The sequence below is a fragment of the Streptomyces rhizoryzae genome, from assembly GCF_023155275.1.
Taxonomy (GTDB): domain Bacteria; phylum Actinomycetota; class Actinomycetes; order Streptomycetales; family Streptomycetaceae; genus Streptomyces; species Streptomyces rhizoryzae.
In genome coordinates this window covers 1-23,919 of the sequence record NZ_JALMUV010000041.1, presented here as the reverse complement: position 1 = coordinate 23,919, position 23,919 = coordinate 1, and the positions used below count along the sequence as shown (strand labels likewise).

Annotated in this window: 20 protein-coding genes and 1 pseudogene; 14 read left to right on the top strand and 7 right to left on the bottom strand. The window is 74.7% G+C overall.

Annotated features, from left to right (window positions below; all coding sequences use genetic code 11):
- Positions 1–144: 144 nt before the first annotated feature.
- From MUU72_RS27070 to MUU72_RS27050, 5 genes are all read left to right on the top strand, one after another.
- The gene (locus tag MUU72_RS27070) at positions 145–1,023 is read left to right on the top strand and encodes a DUF4429 domain-containing protein (protein ID WP_248016035.1); all 879 of its coding nucleotides are present in this window, start codon (positions 145–147) and stop codon (positions 1,021–1,023) included.
- A 139-nt stretch (positions 1,024–1,162) separates the two neighbouring features.
- Complete coding sequence (locus MUU72_RS27065; RefSeq protein WP_248016034.1) at positions 1,163–2,578, top strand: sensor histidine kinase; 1,416 nt, start codon at positions 1,163–1,165, stop codon at positions 2,576–2,578.
- Positions 2,575–3,255, top strand: coding sequence for a response regulator (locus MUU72_RS27060; RefSeq protein WP_248016033.1), 681 nt, complete (start codon positions 2,575–2,577; stop codon positions 3,253–3,255). The genes MUU72_RS27065 and MUU72_RS27060 overlap by 4 nt, the downstream gene beginning before the upstream one ends.
- Before the next feature lie 385 nt (positions 3,256–3,640).
- Positions 3,641–4,807, top strand: a complete 1,167-nt coding sequence (locus MUU72_RS27055; RefSeq protein WP_248016032.1) for an alpha/beta hydrolase — start codon at positions 3,641–3,643, stop codon at positions 4,805–4,807.
- A 223-nt stretch (positions 4,808–5,030) separates the two neighbouring features.
- Positions 5,031–6,302, top strand: a complete 1,272-nt coding sequence (locus MUU72_RS27050; protein ID WP_248016031.1) for an acyltransferase family protein — start codon at positions 5,031–5,033, stop codon at positions 6,300–6,302.
- Between the two features lie 62 nt (positions 6,303–6,364).
- Here MUU72_RS27050 and MUU72_RS27045 read toward each other — a convergent pair whose 3' ends face one another.
- Positions 6,365–7,402 (bottom strand): aldo/keto reductase, encoded by a 1,038-nt coding sequence (locus tag MUU72_RS27045; RefSeq protein ID WP_248016030.1) that lies wholly within the window; start codon positions 7,400–7,402, stop codon positions 6,365–6,367.
- 7 nt (positions 7,403–7,409) lie between these two features.
- On the bottom strand, positions 7,410–7,925 hold the full coding sequence (locus MUU72_RS27040; RefSeq protein ID WP_248016029.1) for a MerR family transcriptional regulator: 516 nt from the start codon (positions 7,923–7,925) through the stop codon (positions 7,410–7,412).
- A 190-nt stretch (positions 7,926–8,115) separates the two neighbouring features.
- Between MUU72_RS27040 and MUU72_RS27035 the strand changes: the two genes are divergently transcribed.
- Complete coding sequence (locus MUU72_RS27035; protein ID WP_248016028.1) at positions 8,116–8,937, top strand: serine hydrolase domain-containing protein; 822 nt, start codon at positions 8,116–8,118, stop codon at positions 8,935–8,937.
- 67 nt (positions 8,938–9,004) lie between these two features.
- Here MUU72_RS27035 and MUU72_RS27030 read toward each other — a convergent pair whose 3' ends face one another.
- Positions 9,005–9,685: a pirin family protein gene (locus MUU72_RS27030; RefSeq protein WP_248016027.1), complete on the bottom strand. Its 681-nt coding sequence runs from the start codon at positions 9,683–9,685 to the stop codon at positions 9,005–9,007.
- Between the two features lie 58 nt (positions 9,686–9,743).
- Between MUU72_RS27030 and MUU72_RS27025 the strand changes: the two genes are divergently transcribed.
- The 5 genes from MUU72_RS27025 (at position 9,744) to MUU72_RS27005 (ending at position 14,752) form a co-directional block, all read left to right on the top strand.
- Positions 9,744–10,928, top strand: coding sequence for a PucR family transcriptional regulator (locus tag MUU72_RS27025; RefSeq protein ID WP_248016026.1), 1,185 nt, complete (start codon positions 9,744–9,746; stop codon positions 10,926–10,928).
- An 88-nt stretch (positions 10,929–11,016) separates the two neighbouring features.
- Positions 11,017–11,973: an ACP S-malonyltransferase gene (locus MUU72_RS27020; protein ID WP_248016025.1), complete on the top strand. Its 957-nt coding sequence runs from the start codon at positions 11,017–11,019 to the stop codon at positions 11,971–11,973.
- A gap of 13 nt (positions 11,974–11,986) precedes the next feature.
- Positions 11,987–13,033 carry a ketoacyl-ACP synthase III gene (locus MUU72_RS27015; RefSeq protein ID WP_248016024.1) on the top strand — a complete coding sequence of 349 codons (1,047 nt, stop codon included), beginning with the start codon at positions 11,987–11,989 and terminating at the stop codon, positions 13,031–13,033.
- Positions 13,034–13,140: 107 nt separating this feature from the next.
- Positions 13,141–13,389 carry an acyl carrier protein gene (locus MUU72_RS27010; RefSeq protein WP_033268693.1) on the top strand — a complete coding sequence of 83 codons (249 nt, stop codon included), beginning with the start codon at positions 13,141–13,143 and terminating at the stop codon, positions 13,387–13,389.
- A gap of 76 nt (positions 13,390–13,465) precedes the next feature.
- Complete coding sequence (locus tag MUU72_RS27005; protein WP_248016023.1) at positions 13,466–14,752, top strand: beta-ketoacyl-[acyl-carrier-protein] synthase family protein; 1,287 nt, start codon at positions 13,466–13,468, stop codon at positions 14,750–14,752.
- A 71-nt stretch (positions 14,753–14,823) separates the two neighbouring features.
- Here the strand turns inward: MUU72_RS27005 and MUU72_RS27000 are convergent, their stop codons facing one another.
- Both MUU72_RS27000 and MUU72_RS26995 read right to left on the bottom strand, forming a co-directional pair.
- Positions 14,824–15,714 (bottom strand): NAD(P)-dependent oxidoreductase, encoded by an 891-nt coding sequence (locus MUU72_RS27000; protein ID WP_248016022.1) that lies wholly within the window; start codon positions 15,712–15,714, stop codon positions 14,824–14,826.
- Between the two features lie 125 nt (positions 15,715–15,839).
- Positions 15,840–16,334 (bottom strand): DUF3145 domain-containing protein, encoded by a 495-nt coding sequence (locus MUU72_RS26995; protein ID WP_066987345.1) that lies wholly within the window; start codon positions 16,332–16,334, stop codon positions 15,840–15,842.
- A gap of 326 nt (positions 16,335–16,660) precedes the next feature.
- On the opposite strand from MUU72_RS26995, the gene MUU72_RS26990 reads away from it, so the two are divergent.
- Together MUU72_RS26990 and MUU72_RS26985 are read left to right on the top strand one after the other, a co-directional pair.
- On the top strand, positions 16,661–17,602 hold the full coding sequence (locus MUU72_RS26990; RefSeq protein ID WP_248016021.1) for an SGNH/GDSL hydrolase family protein: 942 nt from the start codon (positions 16,661–16,663) through the stop codon (positions 17,600–17,602).
- Positions 17,603–17,797: 195 nt separating this feature from the next.
- Positions 17,798–18,499 carry a DUF4097 family beta strand repeat-containing protein gene (locus MUU72_RS26985; RefSeq protein ID WP_248016020.1) on the top strand — a complete coding sequence of 234 codons (702 nt, stop codon included), beginning with the start codon at positions 17,798–17,800 and terminating at the stop codon, positions 18,497–18,499.
- Here MUU72_RS26985 and MUU72_RS26980 read toward each other — a convergent pair.
- Positions 18,486–21,140, bottom strand: a complete 2,655-nt coding sequence (locus tag MUU72_RS26980; protein WP_248016019.1) for a beta-glucosidase — start codon at positions 21,138–21,140, stop codon at positions 18,486–18,488. The genes MUU72_RS26985 and MUU72_RS26980 overlap by 14 nt on opposite strands.
- Before the next feature lie 482 nt (positions 21,141–21,622).
- On the opposite strand from MUU72_RS26980, the pseudogene MUU72_RS26975 reads away from it, so the two are divergent.
- Positions 21,623–22,132, top strand: a pseudogene (locus MUU72_RS26975) (TetR family transcriptional regulator); the annotation flags it as partial.
- Between the two features lie 596 nt (positions 22,133–22,728).
- Here the strand turns inward: MUU72_RS26975 and rbsK are convergent.
- Complete coding sequence (rbsK, locus tag MUU72_RS26970; RefSeq protein WP_248016018.1) at positions 22,729–23,646, bottom strand: ribokinase; 918 nt, start codon at positions 23,644–23,646, stop codon at positions 22,729–22,731.
- Positions 23,647–23,919: the final 273 nt, after the last annotated feature.

The window sequence follows — 23,919 nt, the reverse complement described above, 5'->3', positions numbered from 1 at the left end:
GGGCCGCACCCGCGGGAACCGCCCCGGGGCCCGCCGGCGTGAACAGGGCAAGGGCGGCCACCGGTCACCGGGCGCCCCAGACCCGCGCAGCACAGGTGTCCGGAAGGGGGACGGGTGGGCAACCACCCGCATACGATGAGCCGCATGGGTGATGTGCTGGCCGGTTTTCATGCCGTCTGGGAGTTCGACTCGGACTCCGTACTCATCCGCTTCGAACGGGGGATCCGCAGGCCGAGGCTGTTCCAGGCGCTCGGCGAGCGACGCATTCCGTACGAGGCGCTGAGATCCGTCGAGGTCCGCACGGGCCGGCGCGGCACGGTCGTGCTGCGCGCGGTGCCGCGGCCGGGCGCCGACCCCCTGATGGAGGCGGCGGACGGACAGCTCAAGGAGGACGCCGACCCGTACCGGCTGGTGCTGCCGGCCGAACGGGAGACGCTGGCCTCGTACTACGCCGACGAGCTGCGGACCGCGCTGGGGCCCGCCGCCGGGGAGCCCGCCGACCGCCACCTGGTGGCCGCGCCCGACCCCCCGCTGCACTTCAAGGCGTACGACGGCAAGGCGTCCTTCGACGGCCGGTCGGTCGCCTTCCGCTGGTTCTGGACGGGGGCGTCGTCGGCGAAGTGGAAGCGCGGCGACCAGACCTTCCCGGTCGGCGGGCTGACCGGCGTGGAGTGGCGCTCGCCGGAGATCGTCAACGGCCACCTGCGGCTGCTGGAGCGCGACGCCCCCGAGGCGCGGCCCGGCGAGGCCGATCAGGACCCGGCGGCGGTGGTCTTCGGGCTCGGTTACGGGCCGGTCCACGAGTCGTTGCCGTTCGCGGCCGCCGTGCTCCAGGCCGTGCGGGCCGCCGAGCCGGCACCGGACGGGGCCGGGCGGGCGCCGGTGCGGTGCGCCGGCGCCACCGGCCGGGACCCGGCCGACATCGCGGACCGGATCCGGCACCTCGGCGAGCTGCACGGCGCGGGGCTGCTCACGGACGACGAGTTCAGCGCGAAGAAGGCCGAGCTGCTGGCCGAACTGTAGGGCGCGGGGCCGCCGGAGCGGGCGCACCGGGCTGCCTCGGCTCCCCGCCGGACCGCCGGGTCATACCGTGGTACGGGACGGAAGCCCGCACCACGGTATGACGCGGCGCCGTGCGCGGCCCGCTTACATTGATCCCGCGATGACCAGGCGATCCCTCACCCCAGACCACGACCCGGCCCCCGACCGCGGGCACCGGGCGGCCCTCGCGCAGGCGCTGCGCGTGGCCCGCCGGGCAGGGCGGGCCGCGCGCCCCGCGCTGCGCGTGCTCGCCACCGAGCTCGGTACGCCGACCCGGCCCGGCACCCCTCTCTTCGGCAGCGTCCAGCGCCGCTGGGTGCGCCGGCTGCCGTACGCCGTCGCCATCGTGTTCGCCGTGTCCCTGCTGCCGACCGGGGTCAACGTCCTGCACAACGACTACGGCATGGCCGGCGGGCTGGCCGGTGCGCTGGCCACCGCGCAGAGCGTGCCGCTGCTGCTGGCGGTGACCCGGCCGCTCCAGGCATGGTGGGTGATCTTCGCGGCGGACGTGATCTGCGCCGCGGCACTGACCGGCGCGGACGGGGTCGCGGGCCGCCCCTGGCCCTGGCCGGTCACGGTGATCATCGGCTATCTGGCGCTGCTGCTGGCGCTGTCCGTGCGCGAGCGCCGGCGCACGCTGATAGCGGTCTGGCTGACGACCGGTGCCGCGGGCATTCTCTTCGAGGTCTTCGCGCCCGACGGCGTGCAGAGCAGCTGGGTGCTGCTGTTCGTGCTCTCCGGTGTGGTGCTGCTGCTCGGCGCCGCACTGCGCGAACGGGGCGACGCCCAGCGGAAGTTGCAGGAGCAGGAGACCATCAGCGAGGCGGAGCGGGCCCGGCGCACGCTGCTGGAGGAGCGCACCCGCATCGCCCGCGAGCTGCACGATGTCGTCGCCCACCACATGTCGGTGATCACCGTCCAGGCGGACAGCGCGCCGTACCGCATCAGCGGCATACCCCAGGAGGCCCAGGAGGAGTTCGGGGCGATCGCGTCGAGCGCGCGGGAGTCGCTGGCGGAGATGCGGCGGCTGCTCGGGGTGCTGCGCAGCGAGGAGACCGAGCGGCAGGGCGCTCCGGAGAAGGCCCCGCAGCCGGGGATCGGCCAGCTGCCGAAGCTCGTCGAGGCGACCGTACGGGCCGGTGTGCCGGTCGAGTTGGTGCTGCCCGAGGAGCCGGTGGCGCCCGAGCCGGCGGTGGACCTGTCGGCGTACCGCATCGTCCAGGAGGCGCTGGCCAACGTGGTCCGGCACGCGCCGGGGGCCCGGACGAGGGTGTCCGTGACGACCACCGGCGACGGCTCCCGCCTGACGGTGCTGGTGGTCAACGAACCGCCCGCGCCGCCGGTTTCCGCGCCGCTGGAGACCAGCGGCACCGGGCACGGTCTGGTGGGAATGCGGGAGCGGGTGCGGCTGGTGGACGGCACACTCGATACCGGGCCGCTGCCCGACGGCGGCTTCCGGGTCGCCGCCCAGCTCCCGCTGTCGGCGCCGCCCGCCCCGCCCGCCCCTCGCACCGTGAAGGACTCCGACGCCCCATGACGACCCGCGTGATCATCGTTGACGACCAGGCCATGGTGCGGGCGGGATTCGCCGCGCTGCTCGCCGCGCAGAGCGACATCGATGTGGTGGGTGACGCGGCGGACGGGGTGCAGGGCGTCGAGCTGGCCCGGCGCACGCACCCCGACGTGGTGCTGATGGACGTCCGGATGCCGGAGATGGACGGTCTGGAGGCGGCCCGGCGGCTGCTCGACCCGCCCGTCGGCGTCGCCCACCGCCCGAAGGTGCTGATGCTGACCACCTTCGACGTCGACGACTACGTCTACGAGGCGCTGCGCGCCGGCGCCTCCGGCTTCCTGCTGAAGGACGCCCCGCCGGCCGATCTGATCTCCGCGGTGCGGGTGGTGGCGGCCGGTGAGGCGCTGCTCGCGCCGTCGGTGACCCGTCGGCTGATCGCCGATTTCGCCCGCCAGCGCCCCGCACCCCGCAAGGACCGCACCGCCCTGCGGCTCAACGGCCTCACCCCGCGCGAGACCGAGGTGCTGGAGCTGATCGCCCGCGGTCTGTCCAACCAGGAGATCGCCGAGAAGCTGATCCTGGCCGAGCAGACGGTGAAGACCCACATCGGCCGGGTGCTCGCCAAGCTGGAGCTGCGCGACCGCGCCCAAGCGGTGATCTTCGCCTACGAGTCGGGGCTGGTCGCCCCCGGCGAACGCTAGGGGGTGTCCGCAAAGGCGCGTCGTTCGCCCGGAGGGCGGCCGGGCGGTGTCCGGTGCGTGCTCTCGGCGTGCCGGGCGCCGGACGGCAGACGGGACTTTGCGAACACCCCCTAACTTTACGAACACCCCCTAGGCACGCCCCGGATCCGTCGGCGCCGCCGCCGCGGGTCATACCGCCGCGCACCGGCTGCCCCCACCCCGCCCTGGGGACAGCCCCACCCACCCTGACGAGCCGGCCCCCCACTCCTCATCCCGGGGTACGAGGGCCGTCCGGCACCCCCTACCCCGGTATCACCCGGGAGTTGGCTCCGCGGTGTGACGCCGCGTAACCCAGCGCCTCCGTACCTTTCCCTCCGCCACACCGCTGGAAGAGGGAGAGACCACCATGACCGTGCTGCGGAGCGCCGTCCGGCGCAGCAAGCGGGCGCTCACCGCCGCCGCCCTCGCACTGGCCGTCGCCGCGGGGACCGGCGGCTGGGCGGCCGGCAGCGCGCAGACCGCGGTCACCGGTCCGGCCCCCGGCGCCGCCGCCTGGCGCGCCGACCACAGCCTCGGACTCTCCCTGCCGGACCCGGCGAGCGCCTCCCCCGCCGAGGTCGCCCGGTTCTTCGCCGCGCTGACCGGCGCCCAGCGGCAGGCGCTCGCCGCCCGGCACCCGCTCACCGTCGGCAACCTCGACGGCGCCCCGGTCGCCCTGCGGTACCAGGCCAACGCCCGGGCGCTGCGCGCCGAACGCGACCGCGCGCTGGCCCGGTCCACCGACCCGGCCGGCACCCGCCAGGACCACCAGCAGGCCCGGCGGGCCGCCGCCCGCTACGCCTCGCTGCTCGCGCCCGGCCGGCAGATCCTCGCCTTCGACCCGCGCGGCCGCGGTCAGGTGGCCGAGGTCCACGGCGACTTGGCGGCCGCCCGGCGCACCGCGGTGGTCGTGCCCGGCTCGGACATCGACCTGGCCACCTTCGACCGCACCACCGACCCGTACGGCACGCCGACCGGGATGGCGCGGTCGCTGCGCCGGCAGATGGCGGCCGAGGCGCCCGGCGTCCCGACGGCGGTGATCGCCTGGGTCGGCTACACCACCCCGGTCGGGCTCGGCCCGGACGCCGCGACCGGCCGGCTCGCCGAGGCCGGCGCGCCCCGGCTGACCCGCTTCCTGGCCGGTCTGGCCGCCACCGGCACCCCGGCCCCGGCCGTGCTGTGCCACAGCTACGGCTCGGTGGTCTGCGGACTGGCCGCCCCGCGTACCGGCCGCGGCGACCTCACCGACCTGATCGTCTTCGGCTCCCCCGGGATGCGCCGGGACACCGCGGCCGACCTCCGCACCCCGGCCCGGGTGTGGGCGGCGCGGGACGCCTCGGACTGGATCGGCGACGTACCGAACGTCGAGGTGCTGGGCCTGGGCCACGGCACCGACCCGACCGATCCGGCGTTCGGCGCCCGCCGGGTGCCCGCCGTACGGGCCGAGGGCCACACCGGCTACCTCGCCCCCGGGACGGATTCCCTCCGCGACTTCGCCGCGATCGCCCTGGGCCGCCCCGCGGACGTGCGCTGACGCCCCGCGGCGGCCCGTCCGGCCCCGCACCGCACCACCGCACCGGCCCGCACGAACCGCCCGCCGCACACCCGCCCACCGGACCGCACCAAGGGCCGCCGCGGCCCGTACCGCACCCCCGCCCCGCAACCCCGCCGCCCCACCGGCCCGTAGCTCCGCAGCCCCGCCGAAGCGCACCGCAGGGCACCCCGTCGCACCCCAACCCGCCTTCAGAGGACGCCTCATGACCACCGCGAGTCCCACCCGCCCCCGCCCGGCCACCGGGCAGGCGCTGCACACCGCCCGCGCCCGGGTCCGCACCGCCGTCCGCACCCTCGACGCCCGCACCCCCGCGCACCGCGACCGGGCCCTGGACGGACTGCGCGCCCTGGCCCTGCTCGCCGTGCCCACCGGCCACTGGCTGCTCGGCGGCTTCACCCTCGACGCCGGCGGCGCGCTGCACAACGCCAGCCCGCTGACCGCCCTCGGCTTCCTGGCCCCGGCGAGCTGGCTGCTCCAGATGCTCGGGATCTTCTTCCTGGTCGGCGGCCACTCCGCGGTGCTGTCCCTGCGCCGCCACACCGCGCGGGGCGGCTCCACACCCGGCTGGCTGGGCGGCCGGATCGCCCGCCTGGGCCGCCCGGTCCTGGGGGTCACCGCCGTGTGGGCCGCGCTGGTCCCGCTGCTGCACGGGCTGGGGGTGCCCACCGCGACCCTGCGGACGGGCGCCACGCTGGTCATCCAGCCGCTGTGGTTCGTCGGCATCTACGCGGTGGTCACCGCCCTGACGCCGTACTGCGCCGCGGCCGCGCGCCGGGCCGGCCTGTGGAGCGCGCTGCCGCTGCTGGCCTCGGTGGCCGTCGTGGACTTCCTGCGCTACGGCCCGTTCGCCGCGGCCGCGCCGTCCTGGCTCAGCCTGCTCAACCTGCTGCCCGGCTGGCTGTTCGGCTACCAGCTCGGGGTGTGCTGGGGCGAGCGGCGGCTCGGCCGGCGCGCCGCGTGGGCGCTGCTGCTGGGCGGCGCCGCGCTGTTCGCCGCGCTGCTGCTCTTCTTCCACTACCCGGCGAGCATGGTCGGCGTCCCCGGCCAGGACCGGACCAACTCCCACCCGCCGTCGCTGCTGGTCCTGGCGCTGGCCGCGGCCCAGTCCGGGGCGGCGGTCCTGCTCCGGGACCGGCTGGCCGCGCTGCTGCGGCGGCCGGCCCTGTGGGCGCCGGTGGTCGTGGTCAATCTCTGCGCGATGACGATCCTGTGCTGGCACCAGACGGCGATGTTCGCCGCGGCCGTACCGGCCTCGTTCGCCGGCGCCGTCCCCGGGCTGACCACCGCCCCGGTCTCGCTGGGCTGGATGGCGGCCCGGCTGGCCTGGATGCCCCTGTTCGCCGTCCTGCTCCTCGCGATCGGCCACCTCACCCGCCGTTTCGAGGCGCCCTGGACGGGAGCCGGGCGAGCCCGCCGCGCGCTCGCGGCCGTCCTGGCGGCCGGCTTCGCGGCGTTCGCGCTGGGGTACGCGTAGCCCCCGCGCGAAGGCGCCCCGGCAGGCCGCGCGGGCCCGCCGGGGCGCACCGGCGTACGGGACTACTCCCGGCCGGCCGAGGTGAACCCCATGTCGGCGTAGCGGTCGCCGGCGACCTTGTCCGCGAGCGGCTCCAGCAGCGCCAGTTCCTCCGCGGTCAGCTCGATCCGGGTGGCGGCGGCGTTCTCCTCCAGGCGGCTGCGCTTGCGGGTGCCGGGGATCGGGACGACCGCCAGATTGTGCGCGGCGGCCCGCTGCTGCACCCAGGCCAGCGCGATCTGGGCGGGCGTCGCGCGCCGGGCCTCGGCAATCGCCCGGACCGGCTCCAGGAGGGCGGCGTTGGCGGCCGCGTTGTCACCGGTGAAGCGGGGCTGCTGGCGGCGGAAGTCGTCGGCGGTCAGCTCCTGGTCGGCGTGGACGAACGCGCCGGTGAGGAAGCCGCGGCCGAGCGGGGAGTACGGGACCAGCGCGACGCCCAGTTCGGCGGCGGCCGGAACCACCGACTCCTCGATGTCGCGGCTGAACAGCGACCACTCGGACTGCACCGCGGTGATCGGGTGGACGCCCTGCGCGGCGCGCAGTTCGGCGGCGGTCACCTCGCTCAGCCCCAGGTACGCCACCTTCCCCTCGGCGACCAGTTCGGCCATCGCGCCGACCGTCTCCTCGATGGGGACGGCCACGTCGCGGCGGTGCATGTAGTAGAGGTCGATCCGCTCGACGCCCAGCCGCCGCAGGCTGCCCTCGACGGCCTGGCGGACGTACGCACGGTCGTTGCGGATGACGCGCCTGGTGGGGTCGTCCGGGTCGGTGCCGAGCGCGAACTTGGTGGCCAGCACGATCTCGTCGCGGTGCGCCCGTACGAAGGGCGCGAGGAACTTCTCGTTCTCGCCGCCGCCGTAGACGTCGGCGGTGTCGTAGAGCGTGACGCCCAGCTCCAGGGCGCGCTCCAGGGTGGCCCGCGCCTCATCGCCGTCGGTGGGGCCGTACGCCCAGCTCATGCCCATGCAGCCCAGGCCCTGGACGCCCACCCGCGGGCCGCCGGTGCCCAGCTGGACGGTGCCGATCGCGGGGGTGGAGGGGTTGCCCTGTTCGTTCGCCATCTGTGCCTCAGGCCCTTCCGGACGCCCGCCGGGCGTCCGCGTAGATACCGATCTTGTAGTCGAGGACGTCCAGGGTGCTGTGGAGTTCGGCGATCCGGCGCCGCACGTCCTCACGGTGCTCGGTGAGCAGCCGCTCGCGTTCGGCGAAGGTGCTCTCGCCCTCCCGGACCAGCTCGGCGTACCGGACCATGTCCGCGACCGGCATGCCGGTCAGCCGCAGCTTGGCGACCAGGTCGAGCCAGTCCAGATCGCGGTTGGTGAAGCGGCGCTGCCCGGTGTGCGTGCGGTCCACGTGCGGCATCAGGCCGATCCGCTCGTACCAGCGCAGGGTGTGGGCGCTCAGGCCGGTGTACTCGGCCACCTCGCCGATGGTGTACCGGTCGCGGCCGGCCGGCCGCGGGTGTCCGCCGTCGGCCCGGCACGCCCGGGGCTCCGGCGGGCGCTGCCAGGGGCGCGCGCCCTCGGGCAGGCCCGCCACGGCCGTACCGGCCCCCTGGTCCGGCTGCGTCATCGTCGCCGTCATGCCGCGTCTTCCCCTCCTCGTCCCCGGGCGCTGGTGCCGTCCGGGATGCCGTCCGCGCCGCCGGCTGTCCGCCGGGCGCCTCTCGACGTCCTCAACGCTAAAGAGTTGGAGTGCACTCCAGGCAAGCAGTGGCGGCGGGCGGTCTTGACCGGAATTTGAAGCCACCGGGGCACCCCGTAGGCTCGGGGCCATGCAGAGCCTGGGGATGATCGAGAACTGGCCGGTGCCCACCGCCGCGGCGGCCGTCGTACGGGCCGACGGCTCGGTGGCCGGATCGTACGGCCCGACCGCGCACCGCTTCCCGCTGGCCTCGGTCACCAAGCCGCTGGCCGCCTACGCCGCGCTGCTCGCCGTCGAGGAGGGCGCCGTCGAGCTGGACGAGCCGGCCGGCCCGGAGGGGGCGACGGTCCGCCATCTGCTCGCCCACACCTCGGGGCTGGCCTTCGACGAGGCACGCCAGGTGGCCGCCCCGGGCACCCGCCGGATCTACTCCAACGCCGGTTTCGAGGCGCTCGGCGACCACCTCGCCAAGGCCACCGACATCCCGTTCGCGCAGTACGTGCACGAGGCGGTGCTCGCACCGCTGGGCATGACCGCCACGGAGGTGGCCGGTTCCCCGGCCAAGGACGGCGTCTCCACCGTCGCCGACCTGGTCCGCTTCGCCGCCGAGCTCCAGGCGCCCAGGCTGCTGGCACCCCAGACCCTCGCCGAGGCGACGCGGGTGGTCTTCCCCGGCCTGACCGGCGTGCTGCCGGGCTACGGCCACCAGAAGCCCAACGACTGGGGGCTGGGCTTCGAGATCCGGGACGGCAAGGCGCCGCACTGGACGGGGGCCGGGTCCTCACCGCGCGCCTTCGGGCACTTCGGGCAGTCCGGGACGTTCCTGTGGGTGGACCCGGAGGCGGGCGCGGCCTGTGTCGCGCTGACCGACCGGGACTTCGGCCCGTGGGCCATCGAGGCGTGGCCGGAATTCACCGACGCGGTCCTCGTCGAGCTGGCCGGAAACCGCTGACGTTCCCGGTACAGCCAGGGGCTCCCGTACCGGGCGGACGGCGCCCGCCCGGCACCGGTGCGCGGTCTCACCCGTACACCGGCTCGGTCCCCGTCTCCCACACCAGGCACTCGGCGCCGTCCGCCCCCGGCGGTGCCAGCAGCTCCAGCCCCCGGGCGTCGCTGATCCGCGCCGCGTCCCCGGCCGCCAGCTCCTTACCGCCGAGCCGCACCGCGCCCCGGACGACATGGACGTAGACCCGGGCGGCCTCCGGGACGGCGGCGCGGCCGCCCGCCCCGAGGCGGTGCACGTGCAGCGTGGCGCCGGCCGACGGCAGCGGGTAGCGGCCGCCGCCGGCGAGCCCGCGCACCACCTCGTAGCCGGGCTCGCCCCCGGGGGCCAGCGGTGCCAGCCACATCTGGACGAAGCGCAGCGGCACCGGGCCGTCGTTGCGCTCCACGTGCCGGACCCCGCCGGCCGCGCTGAGCCGCTGGAGATCGCCGGGCCGTACGGTCGTCTCGCGGCCGGTGCTGTCCCGGTGGGTCAGCTCGCCCTCGACGACCCAGGTGACGATCTCGGTGTCCCGGTGCGGGTGTTCGGCGAAGCCGGCGCCGGGCGCCAGGTGCTCCTCGTTGCAGGCGATCAGCGCCCCGAAGCGCAGGTTGTCCGGGTCGTAGTGGGGGCCGAAGGAGAACGCGTGCAGCGTCGCGATACCGGCCCCCGCGTCGCCGCCCCGATAGCGTTCCGCACCCCTGCGCACCTGAATCATCGGCCCACCGTAGCCCCACCGCTCCACCCCCTCATCCCGATAGGGCAGGCTTGGTCCCGTGTCTGAACCCGCCTCGCGCGACGCGCACCCGCACTCCGCGACCCTCCGGCGGCTGGAGAACTCCTCCGGCAAGCTGGCGGCCGCAGCGATCTCCCGTATGGACGCCACGCTGCCGTGGTACCGCGCGATGCCCCCGGAGAACCGTTCCTGGATCGGCCTGGTCGCCCAGGCCGGTATCGCCGCGTTCACCGAGTGGTTCCGGCACCCGGAGACGCCCCAGGCGATCAGCACCGACGTCTTCGGGACGGCGCCGCGCGAGCTGACCCGGGCGATCACCCTGCGGCAGACCGTCGAGATGGTCCGCACCACGATCGAGGTCATGGAGGCCGCGATCGACGACGTCGCGGCCCCCGGCGACGAGTCGGTGCTGCGCGAGGCGCTGCTGGTCTACGCCCGCGAGATCGCCTTCGCCACCGCCCAGGTCTACGCCCAGGCCGCCGAGGCGCGCGGCGCGTGGGACGCCCGCCTGGAGTCCCTGGTGGTCAACGCGGTGCTCTCCGGGGAGGCCGACGAGGGCGCCGTCTCCCGGGCCGCGGCCCTGGGCTGGAACGCCCCGGAGCACGTCTGCGTGGTGCTGGGCACGGCACCGGACGGCGACAGCGAGCTGACCGTGGAGGCGATCCGGCGGGCCGCCCGGCACGCCAAGCTCCAGGTGCTGACCGGCGTCCTGGGCAGCCGCCTGGTGGTCATCGCGGGCGGTTCGGACAATCCGCTCAAGGCCGCCAAGGCGCTGATCGGGCCGTACGCCGCCGGCCCGGTGGTGGCCGGACCGGTGGTCTCCGACCTGCTGGCGGCGACCCGCTCGGCACAGGCCGCGGCGGCCGGTCTGCGGGCCTGCGCGGCCTGGCCGGACGCCCCGCGGCCGGTGCTCGCCGACGATCTGCTGCCGGAGCGCGCGATGGCCTCCGACCCGGTCGCCCGCGAGCAGTTGGTGGAGGAGATCTACAGACCGCTGGAGGAGGCGGGGTCGGCGCTCCTGGAGACGCTGAGCGTCTATCTGGAGCAGGCGAGCAGCCTGGAGGGCGCCGCCCGGATGCTGTTCGTCCACCCCAACACCGTGCGCTATCGGCTCCGACGTGTGACAGACGTCACCGGCTGGTCGCCGTCCGACGTCCGCTCCGCCTTTACGCTGCGTATCGCGCTGATTCTGGGGCGTCTCGCCGACGGGGAGACGCAACCCTAGACTTTGTCGAACACCAACAATTCCCCCGATGGTTCTTCGTCCCTGTCCCCACGGGCGGGCGGGACCTCCCACAAGAGAGAGTGTGAGGGTGCTCGTACTCGTCGCTCCCGGCCAAGGCGCTCAGACGCCCGGCTTCCTGATCCCCTGGCTCGACCTCCCCGGAGTCGAGGACCGGCTCCGCGAATGGTCCGACGCCATCGACCTGGACCTCGTCCACTACGGCACCAAGGCCACCGAAGAAGAGATCCGCGACACCGCGGTGGCCCAGCCCCTGCTGGTGGCCTCCGCCCTGATCTCCGCCCGGCAGCTGTTCCCGGCCGCCGGCGACCTCGCCGCGCGGGTGGGTGCGGTGGCCGGCCACAGCGTCGGTGAGCTCGCCGCCGCCGCGCTGGCCGGGACCCTCTCCGACACCGAGGCGATGACCCTGGTCCGCCGCCGCGGGCTGGCCATGGCCGAGGCCGCCGCGGTCACCGAGACCGGCATGGCCGCGCTGCTGGGCGGCGCCGAGGACGTCGTGCTGCCGCACCTGGAGAAGCTCGGCCTGACCCCGGCGAACGTCAACGGCGCCGGCCAGATCGTCGCGGCGGGCACCGCCGAGCAGATCGCCGCGCTGGTCGAGAACAAGCCGGAGGGCACCCGCCGGGTCGTGCCCCTGAAGGTGGCCGGCGCGTTCCATACTCACCACATGGCACCCGCCGTCTCGGCCCTGGAAGCCGCGGTCGCCGAGCTGTCGCCGGCCGACCCGGGCACCCGGTACGTCTCCAACAGGGACGGCCAGGTGGTCACTTCCGGCCAGGACGTGGTCGGGCGGCTGGTCGGCCAGGTCGCCAACCCCGTGCGCTGGGACCGGTGCATGGAAACGTTCCAGCAGCTCGGCGCCACCGCGCTCATCGAAGCCGCCCCCGGCGGCACCCTCACCGGCCTCGCCAAGCGCGCCCTGCCCGGTGTCAAGACGCTCGCCCTGAAGACGCCCGACGATCTCGACGCGGCCCGCGAGCTGATCGCCACCGCGGCGGACGCCGCCTCCGCAGCCCCGGCCGAATAGGAGTCCGCAGCGCATGACCTCGAAGATCAAGCCCGCCAAGGGCGCCCCGTACGCGCGGATCATGGGTGTCGGCGGCTACCGCCCGACCCGTGTCGTGCCGAACGAGGAGATCCTCAAGCACATCGACTCGTCCGACGAGTGGATCCGTTCGCGGTCGGGCATCGCCACGCGCCACTGGGCCGGTCCCGAGGAGACCGTGGCGACCATGGCGGTCGAGGCGTCCGGCAAGGCCATCGCGGACGCCGGCATCACCCCGGAGCAGATCGGCGCGGTGGTGGTCTCCACCGTCTCGCACTTCAAGCAGACCCCGGCCGTCGCGACCGAGATCGCGCACCTCATCGGTGCCGGCAAGCCCGCCGCGTTCGACATCTCCGCGGGCTGCGCCGGCTTCGGCTACGGCCTGACGCTGGCCAAGGGCATGATCACCGAGGGCTCCGCCGAGTACGTCCTGGTGATCGGCGTGGAGCGGCTCTCGGACCTGACGGACCTGGAGGACCGGGCCACCGCCTTCCTGTTCGGCGACGGCGCCGGCGCGGTGATCGTCGGCCCGGCCAAGGAGCCGGCGATCGGCCCGACCGTCTGGGGCTCGGAGGGCGACAAGTCCGAGACCATCAAGCAGACGCTCTCCTGGGACGTGTACCGCACCACCCCGGTGCCCGGCGGCGACGGCCCCGGGGAGCGGCCCGCGCCCGAGGCGATCCGGTACCCCGCCATCACCCAGGAGGGCCAGGCGGTCTTCCGGTGGGCGGTGTTCGAGATGGCGAAGGTCGCCCAGCAGGCGCTGGACGAGGCCGGCGTCAGCCCGGACGACCTGGATGTCTTCATTCCGCACCAGGCCAACATGCGGATCATCGACTCGATGGTGAAGACTCTGAAGCTGCCGGAGAGCGTCACGGTCGCCCGTGACGTGGAGACCACCGGCAACACCTCGGCCGCCTCCATTCCGCTCGCCATGGAGCGGCTGCTGGCGACCGGTCAGGCCAAGAGCGGGGACACCGCGCTGGTCATCGGCTTCGGGGCGGGTCTCGTCTACGCCGCGACGGTCGTTACCCTCCCCTAGGACAAGATCTGCACAGCCCGGCACCGAGCAGGACGTACCGGCCGCTGTGCGGGCCTTCACCGCTTCACCGTAAACAAGCAGTTTCCGCTAATCGAAGGAGCGCCATCATGGCCGCCACTCAGGAAGAGATCGTCGCCGGTCTCGCAGAGATCGTGAACGAGATCGCCGGTATCCCCACCGAGGACGTCAAGGTGGACAAGTCCTTCACCGATGACCTGGACGTCGACTCGCTGTCCATGGTCGAGGTCGTCGTCGCCGCCGAGGAGCGCTTCGACGTGAAGATCCCGGACGACGACGTCAAGAACCTCAAGACCGTCGGCGACGCGACCGACTACATCCTCAAGCACCAGTCCTGATCTGGCGAAGCGCATGTCGCCACCCTGCGGTGGCGCCGTCGATTCAGACCCCTCTACCCGTGGAGTAAGAATTCCCGTGAACGCGACCAATCGCACCGTGGTCGTCACCGGTATCGGCGCAACCACACCGCTGGGTGGCGACAGCGCTTCGACCTGGGAGGGCCTGCTCGCCGGCCGGTCCGGCGTCAGCGTCCTGGAGCAGGACTGGGCGGCCGAGCTGCCCGTGCGGATCGCCGCACAGGCGGCCGTGGACCCGGCCGAGGCGCTGCCCCGCGCCCAGGCCCGCAAGCTCGACCGGTCGGCGCAGTTCGCGCTGATCGCGGCCCGTGAGGCGTGGGCGGACGCCGGCTTCACGGCCAAGGCCGGCGAGCCCGACGCGGCCGCCGGACCGGCCGGTTCGGTCAACCCCGACCGGCTGGGCACCGTCATCGCCTCCGGCATCGGCGGCGTGACCACCCTGCTGGGCCAGTACGACATCCTCCGGGAGAAGGGCGTCCGCCGCGTCTCCCCGCACACCGTGCCGATGCTGATGCCCAACGGGCCGTCGGCCAACGTCGGCCTGGACGTCAACGCCCGCGCCGGTGTGCACACCCCGGTGAGCGCCTGCGCCTCCGGCTCGGAGGCGATCGGCTACGCCATCGAGATGATCCGTACGGGCCGTGCCGACATCGTCGTCGCGGGCGGTACGGAGGCGGCCATCCACCCGCTGCCGATCGCCGCGTTCGGCAACATGATGGCGATGTCGAAGAACAACGACGACCCGCAGGGCGCCTCCCGCCCGTTCGACACCGAGCGCAACGGCTTCGTCCTCGGTGAGGGCGCCGGCGTGATCGTCCTGGAGTCGGCCGAGCACGCCGCCAAGCGCGGCGCCCGGGTGTACGCCGAGGCGGTCGGCCAGGGCATCTCCGCCGACAGCCACGACATCGTGCAGCCCGAGCCGTCCGGCAACGGCATCGCGCACGCGCTGCAGAACCTCCTCGACAACAGCGACCTCGCCGCGTCCGAGATCGTGCACGTCAACGCGCACGCCACGTCCACCCCGCAGGGCGACCTGGCGGAGCTGAAGGCGCTGCGCAAGGTCTTCGGCGACGACGTCGACCACATGGCGGTCTCCGCCACCAAGTCGATGACCGGCCACCTCCTGGGCGGTGCCGGCGGTGTCGAGACGGTCGCCGCCATCCTGGCGCTGTACCACCGGGCGGCCCCGCCGACCATCAACGTCACCCACCTCGACCCGGAGGCGGAGGCGGACATCGTCCGCGACGCGCCCCGCGCCCTGCCCGCCGAGGGCCGGATCGCGGCGCTGAACGACTCGTTCGGCTTCGGTGGCCACAACGTGGTCCTCGCCTTCCGCACGGTCTGACCCGTATACCGCGCACGAGGGCCCGCCCGGTCGTCCTGACCGGGCGGGCCCTCGCCGTGTCCGTGCGCCCGTCAGCCGTCGAAGCTGGCGAAGTACGCGGCCGCGCCGTCCTCGCCGCCGTGCCCCTGCTCCTCGGCCCGGCGGAAGCGCTCCGCGACCGCCTGGGCCAGGTCCGAACGGACGCCGGCCCCTTCGGCGGCATCGGTGATCAGCCGGGCGTCCTTGTGCCCCGCGGAGACCGTGAAGCTCGGCGCGAGGTCGCCGGTGAGGATCAGCTCCGACTTCATCCGCAGGTACGGCATGTCGAGCGAGCCGCCGGCGACCGCCGCCAGGAATTCCCGCGGGTCGACGCCCAGCCCCTTGGAGAGCGCCAGAGTCTCACCGGTTCCGGCGATGACGGTGAGCACCCAGTTGTTGACGACGATCTTCAGGCGGCTGGCGGCGCCGCTCGCGGCGTCCTCCCCGACCCACTGAGTGCGGCCGCCGACGATGCCGAAGACCTGCTCGGCGCGGTCCCGCAGGTCGTGCGGCCCGGCGGCGAGGACGACCAACTGCCCCTTCTCGGCCGGTGCCTTGGTTCCCAGGACGGGAGCGTCGACGAACCGCAGGTCCTGTTCGGCGGCGAAGCGGACGAGCGGTTCGAGCGCCGCGGGCCCGACGGTGCTCATCTGGAGCCAGAGGGTCCGGGGCGCGAGCTGCGGGGCGGCCTGGCGCATGGCGTCGAGGGCGGCGGGCCCGTCGAGCAGCATGGTCAGGACGGCGTCGGCGCCGTCCACCGCCTCACCGGGGGTGTCGGCGACCCGGGCGCCGTCGGCGGCCAGTGGCTCGGCCTTGGCGCGGGTGCGGTTCCAGACGCGGACGTCGAGCCCGGCGCGGGCGAGGTTGCGGGCCATCGCGGTGCCCATGATCCCGGTGCCGAGGACGGCCACCGAGCGGATGTCGGAAGTGTTGTTGTCGACCATGGCGGCACGCTAGGCCGTGGAGCGCACTCCACGGCAACTGCGCGCCGTGTGTCGCCGCACGGGCCCGCCCGGTGGCCCGGGGGTCCGGCCGGACCGGCGGAGCGGGCGCACCGGCGCCCCGGCCCTCAGACGACCTGGTGCAGCCAGCGCACCGGGGCGCCCTCGCCGGCGTAGCGGAAGGGCTCCAACTCGTCGTCCCAGGGCTTGCCGAGCAGCTTGGCGACCTCGGCGGCCAGCTCGGTCTCCCCGCGCGCGGAGCGGGCGACGGCGGCGCGCAGCCGGTCCTCGGGGATCAGGATGTCCCCGTGGATGCCGGTGACGGCGTGGAAGATGCCCAGATCGGGGGTGGAGCTGTAGCGCTCGCCCTCGGCGGTGGCGCAGGGCTCGGCGGTCACCTCGAAGCGGAGCAGGTGCCAGCCGCGCAGCGCGGAGGCGAGCTTGGAGGCCGTGCCTGCCTCGCCCTGCCAGGACAGCTCGGCTCTCCAGGTGCCGGGAGACGCCGGCTGGCGGATCCAGTCGAGGTTGACGCGCACCCCGAGGACGCCCGCCACCGCCCATTCGACGTGCGGGCACAGCGCGCGCGGAGCGGAGTGGACGTACAGGACTCCACGTGTCGTCACCGGGACCTCCGTTGCGGATCGAGGTTCGCCTTCCCCAGCGGCCTCGTGCCCGTTCCGGTCGCGGCCGGGACAGCTGTCCACATTCTGCCCCAGTGATCACTTCGGCACCAGCATGCGAGGTGACCTACAGTAAACACCACGAGGCGGAATTTGCCGCAAAAGGGACAGGAAATGACGTGTTGTAATTTGTCTGTGCCGACTGCACAGGCCACTCCGGGGCACCCCCCGGCAGGCACGGGGCCAAGCTACCGTGCGGCGCCGGACCCGAAGTGACGTACCGTCGGTACCCGAAGAGATATCACTCGCACGCCGGAGGGGGACAGGGTATGACGGCGACCGGCCGGCCCGTGCGCCCGCGGCGCCGCCGCCGTACGGCCCGGGCCGCCCTGGCCTCGGCGGCCGCCTCCGGCCTGCTGGCCGCGCTCACCGCGTGCGGTGGCGGCACCGCCCCCCAGGGCCGCCACCCGGTCCCGTCGCCCACGGTGAAGCAGGCCCCGGTCTGGCGGACGGACCCCTCCTCGATCGCCGCGCTCGGCGACTCCATCACCGTCGGCTTCGACGCCTGCACGGTGCTCTCCGACTGCCCCGAGGTCTCCTGGGCCACGGGCACCAGCCCCAAGGTCGACAGCCTGGCCCGCCGGCTGCTGAAGAAGGACGCGGCCGCCCGCAGCTGGAACTACGCCCGCACCGGCGCCCTGATGAGCGATCTGCCGGAGCAGATCACCGAGGCCGCCACCCGCCGGCCCGCCCTCGTCACGATCCTGATCGGGGCCAACGACGCCTGCCGCAGCGACGTGGGGGCGATGACCTCGCCGGCCGCCTTCCGCGCCGGTTTCGAGCGGTCCATGGCGGCCCTGCGGCGGTCCCTGCCGCGCACCCAGGTGTACGTGGCGGCCATCCCCGACCTGCTCCGGCTGTGGTCCGAGGGGCGCAAGAACCCGCTCGGCAAACAGGTGTGGAAGCTGGGCATCTGCGGCTCGATGCTGCGCGACCCGGACGACCTGACCCGGCCCGCCCAGGACCGGCGCTCGCAGGTCCGGGACCGGGTCATGGCCTACAACGAGGCGCTGGCGGAGGTCTGCGCGAAGGACGCCCGGTGCCGGTTCGACCGCTCCGTCTTCGACTACCGCTTCACCGGGCAGCAGTTGAGCACCTGGGACTGGTTCCACCCGGGCCTGAACGGCCAGCAGCAACTGGCGGAGCTGGCGTTCCGCACGATCACCCGCAAGGAGAACCCCCTGGAGGGCGCGGCGGCACCCACCGGGTGACGGCGGCCGGGCCAGGGACGTCTCAGGGGGACCCCTAAGGGCACGCCGGGGCCGCTCATACCGTGCGGTGACGGGCAAGGTCATACCGTGCGGCGACGTCGCGGCGACGCGGGACGGGGAGGATGATTGCCGAGCGGATCCGGTCCGGTCCCGCTCCGGTCCCGTACCGTTCGCCACTTCTTCGGGGGATTCACCATGGCCCGTCTCCGCGCCGCCCATCTCGTCCTGCCCTGCGCGGCGTTGACGCTGCTGACGACCGGCTGCTCCCTACAGTTCGGCAGCCCGGAGCACACCGCCGAGCGGACGTACGGCGTGAGCGGCACGGTCAGCGCGCTGTCCGCCACGACGTACGGCGGCGACATCGAGATCGTGCCGGTGACGGCCGGCACCCCGCTCAAGGTCACCGAGAAGGTCCGCTACGACGACAGCAAGCCCCGGACCGCCCACACGGTCAAGGACGGCCGGCTGACGCTGACCGCCGACGGCTGCGGCTTCGGGCACCGCTGCGAGGTGGCCTACCGCGTCCTGCTGCCGCGCGACGCCTCCGTCGACCTGCGCACCAGCGGCGGGAACATCACCGTGCGCGGCGCCTCCGGCGGAATCACCGCGCAGACCAGCGGCGGCGACATCACCGTCGAGGACACCACGGCCCGCACCGCCAAGGCGCGGACCAGCGGCGGCAATGTGGAGATGACACTGGGCGCGGTGCCCGACGAGGTCTCCGGGCGGACCAGCGGCGGCGATGTCACCATCCACGTGCCCAGGAGCACCTACGCCGTCGACGCCGGGACGAGCGGCGGGAGCCGCAAGGTCTCCGTCCCGTCCGACGAGGACTCGGCGCACAAAATATCCGCCCGGACCAGCGGTGGGGACGTCTCGGTGCTCACTCGGCGGTGAGCGGCGCGGTCAGCCGGATGTCGGCGCTGCTGCGGGCGGCCTCGACGGTGTAGTCGCCGGGGACCCGGCGCCAGGTGCCGTCCGCCTCCGACCAGACCTCGAACGCCCGGCCCGGCAGCGGGATCTCGGTCTCGGCGCGCTCGCCGGGGCCGGCCTCGACGGTCGCGAATCCGGCCAGCCAGCGGTCCGGACGCTCCGGGGCGCCGGGAGCGGCGCCGGCCGGTGCGAGGTAGATCTGGACCACCTCGCGCCCGGGGCGGCCGCCGGTGTTGCGGAGCCGGACCCGCACCGAGTCGGGCGTGGCGTCCAGCGTCTCGTACTCCCAGTCGGTGTAGCCGAGGCCGTGGCCGAAGGGGTAGGCGGGGGCGGTGCCGGAGCGCTGCCAGGCCCGGTAGCCGATGAACAGCCCTTCGCTGTACGGCAGCGTGCCGTCGGTGGGGGTGACGGTGGTGACCGGCGCGTCGGCGAGCCGGGCCGGCCAGGTGGTGGGGAGCCGCCCGCCCGGTTCGTGGGCGCCGAGCAGCACCTCGGCCAGCGCCGCCCCGGCCTCCTGGCCGGGGAACCAGCTCAGCAGCACCGCGGGCACCCGCTCCCGCCAGGGCAGTTCGACCGGCGAGCCGGCGTTGACCACCACGACGGTGCGGGGGTTGGCGGCGGCGACCCGGGCGACCAGTTCGTCCTGCCGGCCCGGCAGCCGGAGGTCGGTGCGGTCGAATCCTTCCGACTCGACCTCCTCGGTCGTGGCGACCACCACCACCGCGACGTCCGCGCCGGCCGCCGCGCGGACCGCCTCCGCGATCTCCGCGTCCCCGTCGAGCCGCGGTTCCGTGTGGCCGAGGGTGAAGTTCAGCGCGTCCAGCCCCTCCCCCAGCCCCAGGCCGTCCGGGATGAAGCGCAGGGTGACCGGGAGTTCCTGGCCGGCCGTCAGTTCCGCCCCGAGGCGGTGCTCGGCAGGCTGCATGAACGCCTCGAACGGGTCGGTCCCCTGCCCCGCCGCCCCCGCCCCGTCGAAGAGGACGGTGCCGCCGACGGTCAACCGGAGCCGACCGGCGCCGGCCACCGCCAGGGTGTGGGTGCCGGTGGTCCGCGGGGTGAAGGTGCCGGTCAGCTCGACGGCGTGCAGGTCCTGGCGGGTGACGCCGTCGGGGAAGCTGCCGAGCACCTGCACCCGCCCGTCGAACTGCGGGGTCTCGGCGAGCACCCGGCCGTCGGCGGTGAGGTAGCGGGCGCGCAGGTCGAAGCCGGCACGGGCGTGCGGCACCCGGATGCGCGGATCCGCCCCGGTCGCGAAGACGACCTCGACGTCCTCCGGGAGCGCGGCCCGCAGGCCCTCCAGCGGGGAGACGATCTCCGCCGGGAAGACGGTCGCCGAACCACCGCCGAGCACCCGGGCGTCCCGGGCGGCCGCCCCGATGACCGCGACCCTCCGCAGCCCGGAGACCGCCAGCGGGAGAAGCGCCCGGCCGCAACCGCCCGCCATGCCACGGGCGCTCTCGGTACGAACGCCTCCGTCACGAACTCCCTCGTCGCGAACGCTCCCGTCCTGAACGCTGCCGCCTCGAACGCTTTCCTCGGGCACGCTCTCGTTGCGGAGCAGGACGATCGCGCGGCGGGCCAGTTCGCGGGCGAGGGCCCGGCCGTCGAGGTCCCGCGGGACGTCGTCCGGGGCGACCGCGGGCGGGACCCCGTCCAGAGCGCCGGTCCGGGCGGCGAGCAGCAGCACCCGGCGGACCGCGGCGTCCACCTCCGACTCGTCGATCCGGCCCGCGCGGACGGCCGCCGCGAGCGGGGCGCCGAAGACCGAGTCCGGGCCCGGCATCGCCACGTCCAGGCCGCCGCGCAGGGCCCGGACGGTGTGCCGGGCCGCCGTCCAGTCGGAGACGTTGCAGCCGTCGAAGCCCCATTCCCCGCGCAGCACGTCGGCGACGAGGTGGCGGTGCTCGGTCATGGTCGAGCCGTTGACCTGGTTGTAGGCGGTCATGATGCCCCAGGGGCGGGCGTGCCTGACGATGTACTCGAAGGGCGCGAGGTAGAGCTCGCGCAGCGGGCGCGGGGCGATCCGGTTGTCGACGGTGAAGCGGTCGGTCTCGGCATCGTTGCCGACGAAGTGCTTCACCGTGGCCCCGACGCCGCCCTCCTGCACACCCCGCACATAGCCGGCCCCGATCACGCCGGTCAGCAGCGGGTCCTCGGCATAGCACTCGAAGTGCCGGCCGCCGAGCGGCGACCGGTGCAGGTTGACCGTCGGCGCCAGCAGTACGTGCACCCCCTTGCGGCGGGCCTCCTGCGCCAGCAACTGCCCGGCCCGGCGGGCCAGTTCCGGCTCCCAGGTGGCGGCCAGGGCGGTGGGGCTGGGGAGAGCCACGGACGGGTCCTCCGCGGTCCAGTGCCGCCCCCGTACGCCGATCGGCCCGTCCGACATCACCAGCGACCGCAGACCGATCGCGGGCACCGCCGGCAGCGACCACATGTCCTGACCGGACAGCAGCCGGGCCTTGGTGTCCAAGTCCAGCGCGGCGAGCGCCCGTTCGACCGCCGCGGCGTGGTCCCGGCCGCCGGCTCCGGCGCGGGCGCCCGGCGCGGTGCGGCTGCCGGACGCGGTGCGGGGACCGGTGGGGCGGGCGTGCGGCTGATCGGTCATATGCGGCGCTCCCTTGCGCGGATAAGCGGACCCCCTGGCCGAATTCTTACTCTCATACCGGACGGCTGGTAGGTAGTGTTATCTGTCCGATACCTTCACCGCCGGTCGCTCTCTTCCCTGTCCTCCCCGCCCGGTTCTGGCCTGGCCCTCTCCCGGCCCTGCCCGGCCCGGGAGGGGGTTGCTGCCCCTGGCCGGGACGGCACCCGGGAGCGGTGAAGCGGCTGGCGGGGCGCGCGGTCGGTGGCCCGTCCGCTCCCGAGTGCGGGACGGCGGCGAACGCGCGGCGGGGGCACGCGGCGGGAGCGCCTGGCAATGGCCCTCCCGCCGGGCCTCGTCCTGGCGCCGGGGCGGCGAGCCCGGAGGGTTACGCTCGGCCGGTGAGTGGTGCACGGGAGCAGGACGCGGCACGCCCCGCCCGGCGGGCCGGGGGCGGGCGGGCGGCCCAGCGCGCGGGGCGGCGGGCGGCGATCCTGGAGGCCGCCATGGAGCTGATCGCCGAGCGCGGCTACCGCCGTACGTCCCTGGCAGCCGTCGCCGAGCGGGCCGGCCTGACCCAGCAGGGGCTGCTGCACCACTTCCCCACGAAGGAACTGCTGCTGGTCGGCGTACTGGAGGCCCGGGACCGCTGGGACGCGGCCGCCGCGGCCTCCGGGACCTGGCGCACCGGCACCCTCGCCCAGCTCGTCGACTACAACGCCACCCGCCCCGGCGTCGTCCAGGCGTACACCGTGCTCTCCGCCGACAGCGTCACCGAGGACCACCCGGCGCGCGGCTTCTTCGAGGCCCGCTTCCGCGGCGTACGCGAGGCCCTGTCCGAGGCGCTGCGCGCCGAGTACGGCGCCACCCTCCCCGGCGGCCTGACCCCGGAACGCGCCGCTCCCCTGCTGGTCGCGGTCATGGACGGCCTCCAGCTCCAGTGGCTGCTGGACCCCGACCGCATCGACATGCCCGCAGCCTTCCGCGACTTCCTCACCCTCCTCGGCCCCCCTCCGACCACAGGCACAGCCACAGCACCAGCACCAGCACCAGCACCAGCACCAGGCACACCTGGCGCCGCCGACCCGCAGGGGCGGAGCGAGGGCTCCGCGGCGGAAGGCCAGGCGGAGAGGGAGGATGCGGCGGAGACGGAAGGCCCGGCGGAAACGGGGGACCAGGCGGAGTAGGAGACGGGCTCCGCGCTCACCACCGTCGCGTGCCGACCCGCCCGCGCCGTGCCCGGGGTCGGCGAGTCCGATGCCCCGGACTGCTGCGCGCCGGCACAGCGGGCCGTCCGGTCGGTCGGCTCCGTTCGTTGCGGCGCGGTCGGCATCGCTCCGGCGGGCCCCGCCGTTCCGGCAGCTCCGGTCGCACTGCTCACCCGGAGTTCCCACCACAACGGCGTCTTGCCCCCTCCCGTCACTCCAGCGACACAGGCCGCCGGGGCCCGGGAACTGCCGGGCCTGCGTGGCCGCGGGACCCACGAAGTCGGCGGAGGCCACCGGAGATCGGAGACACCGAGCCTGCGGACCCCCCGAGACCGCCGGGCCGCTGGGGCTGCCGGAACGGCGAAAGGACTGAACAGCCCAGGCCGGGCCCGGTGGTGCGTGGGTCAGGGCGTGGGCGGGGACGGGAAGTGGGCCAGGTCCTCGGCGGTGGGGTACGACGGCTGGGCGCCCGGCTTGGTGACGGCGGCGGCGCCCACCCGTACGGCGAAGCGGGCCGCGTCGGAGAGGGACGCGCCGCCGGCCAGGCGGGTGGCCAGGGCCCCGGTGAAGGCGTCCCCCGCACCGGTGGTGTCCACGGCCTCGACCCGGATGCCGGGCACGGTGGCCGGGCCCTCGGAGTCCAGCACCAGTGCGCCCTCGCCGCCGAGGGTCACCACGACCGAGCGGGCACCCCGGTCGCGGAGGGCGGCCGCCCAGTCGGCCGGCGTGCCCCCGGTGCGGCCGGCGAGCTGCCGGGCCTCGTGCTCGTTGACCACCAGCGGGTCGGCCACGGCGAGGAGTTCGGGGTCGAGGTCGTCGGGGGCCGGGGAGGGGTTGAGGACGACGCGGGTGCCGGCCTCCTCCGCGGCCGCCGCCGCGGCCCGTACGGTCTCCCTCGGGATCTCCAGCTGGAGGGAGACCACCGCGGAGGACGCGATCACGTCCTTGGCCGCGGCCACGTCCTCCGGGGTGAGGGCGGCGTTGGCGCCCGGGGAGACGACGATGCTGTTGTCCCCGTCCGGGCCGACGATGATCATCGCGGTGCCGGTGCGGGCGTCCTCGTCCACGATGACCGGGCCGACGTCAGTACCCGCCGCACGCTGGGCGGCCAGCAGCAGTTCGCCGTAGGCGTCCCCGCCGACCCGGGCCAGCAACGCGGTGCGGCCGCCGATCCGGGCCGCCGCGGCCGCCTGGTTGGCGCCCTTGCCGCCGGCCGATTCCACCAGGTCGGTGCCGAGCACGGTCTCCCCCGCGCCGGGCCGCCGGTTCACCCGTACGGTCAGGTCCGCGTTGGCCGAGCCGACCACCAGGACGTCGTACATGCGCCGTTCCTCTTCTCTGTCCGGGCGTCGTTCTCTCGTGTCCATACGCCGCTTGCCTGTCTCTTCCTGCTTTTCCTGCTTTTTCGGCCTTCCGGGCTTTTCCCACCCTTCAGGCTGTTCCGGCTGTTCCGGCTCTTCCGCCTGTTCCGGGTTCTCGCCGGACGGCGGGCACCGGTGGCGGCCTCACCCCGGTGCCCCACCGGCCGCCAGAGGTGGCCGCCGTCAGCCGTCAGCCGTCAGCCGTCAGCCGTCAGCCGTCAGCCGTCAGCCGTC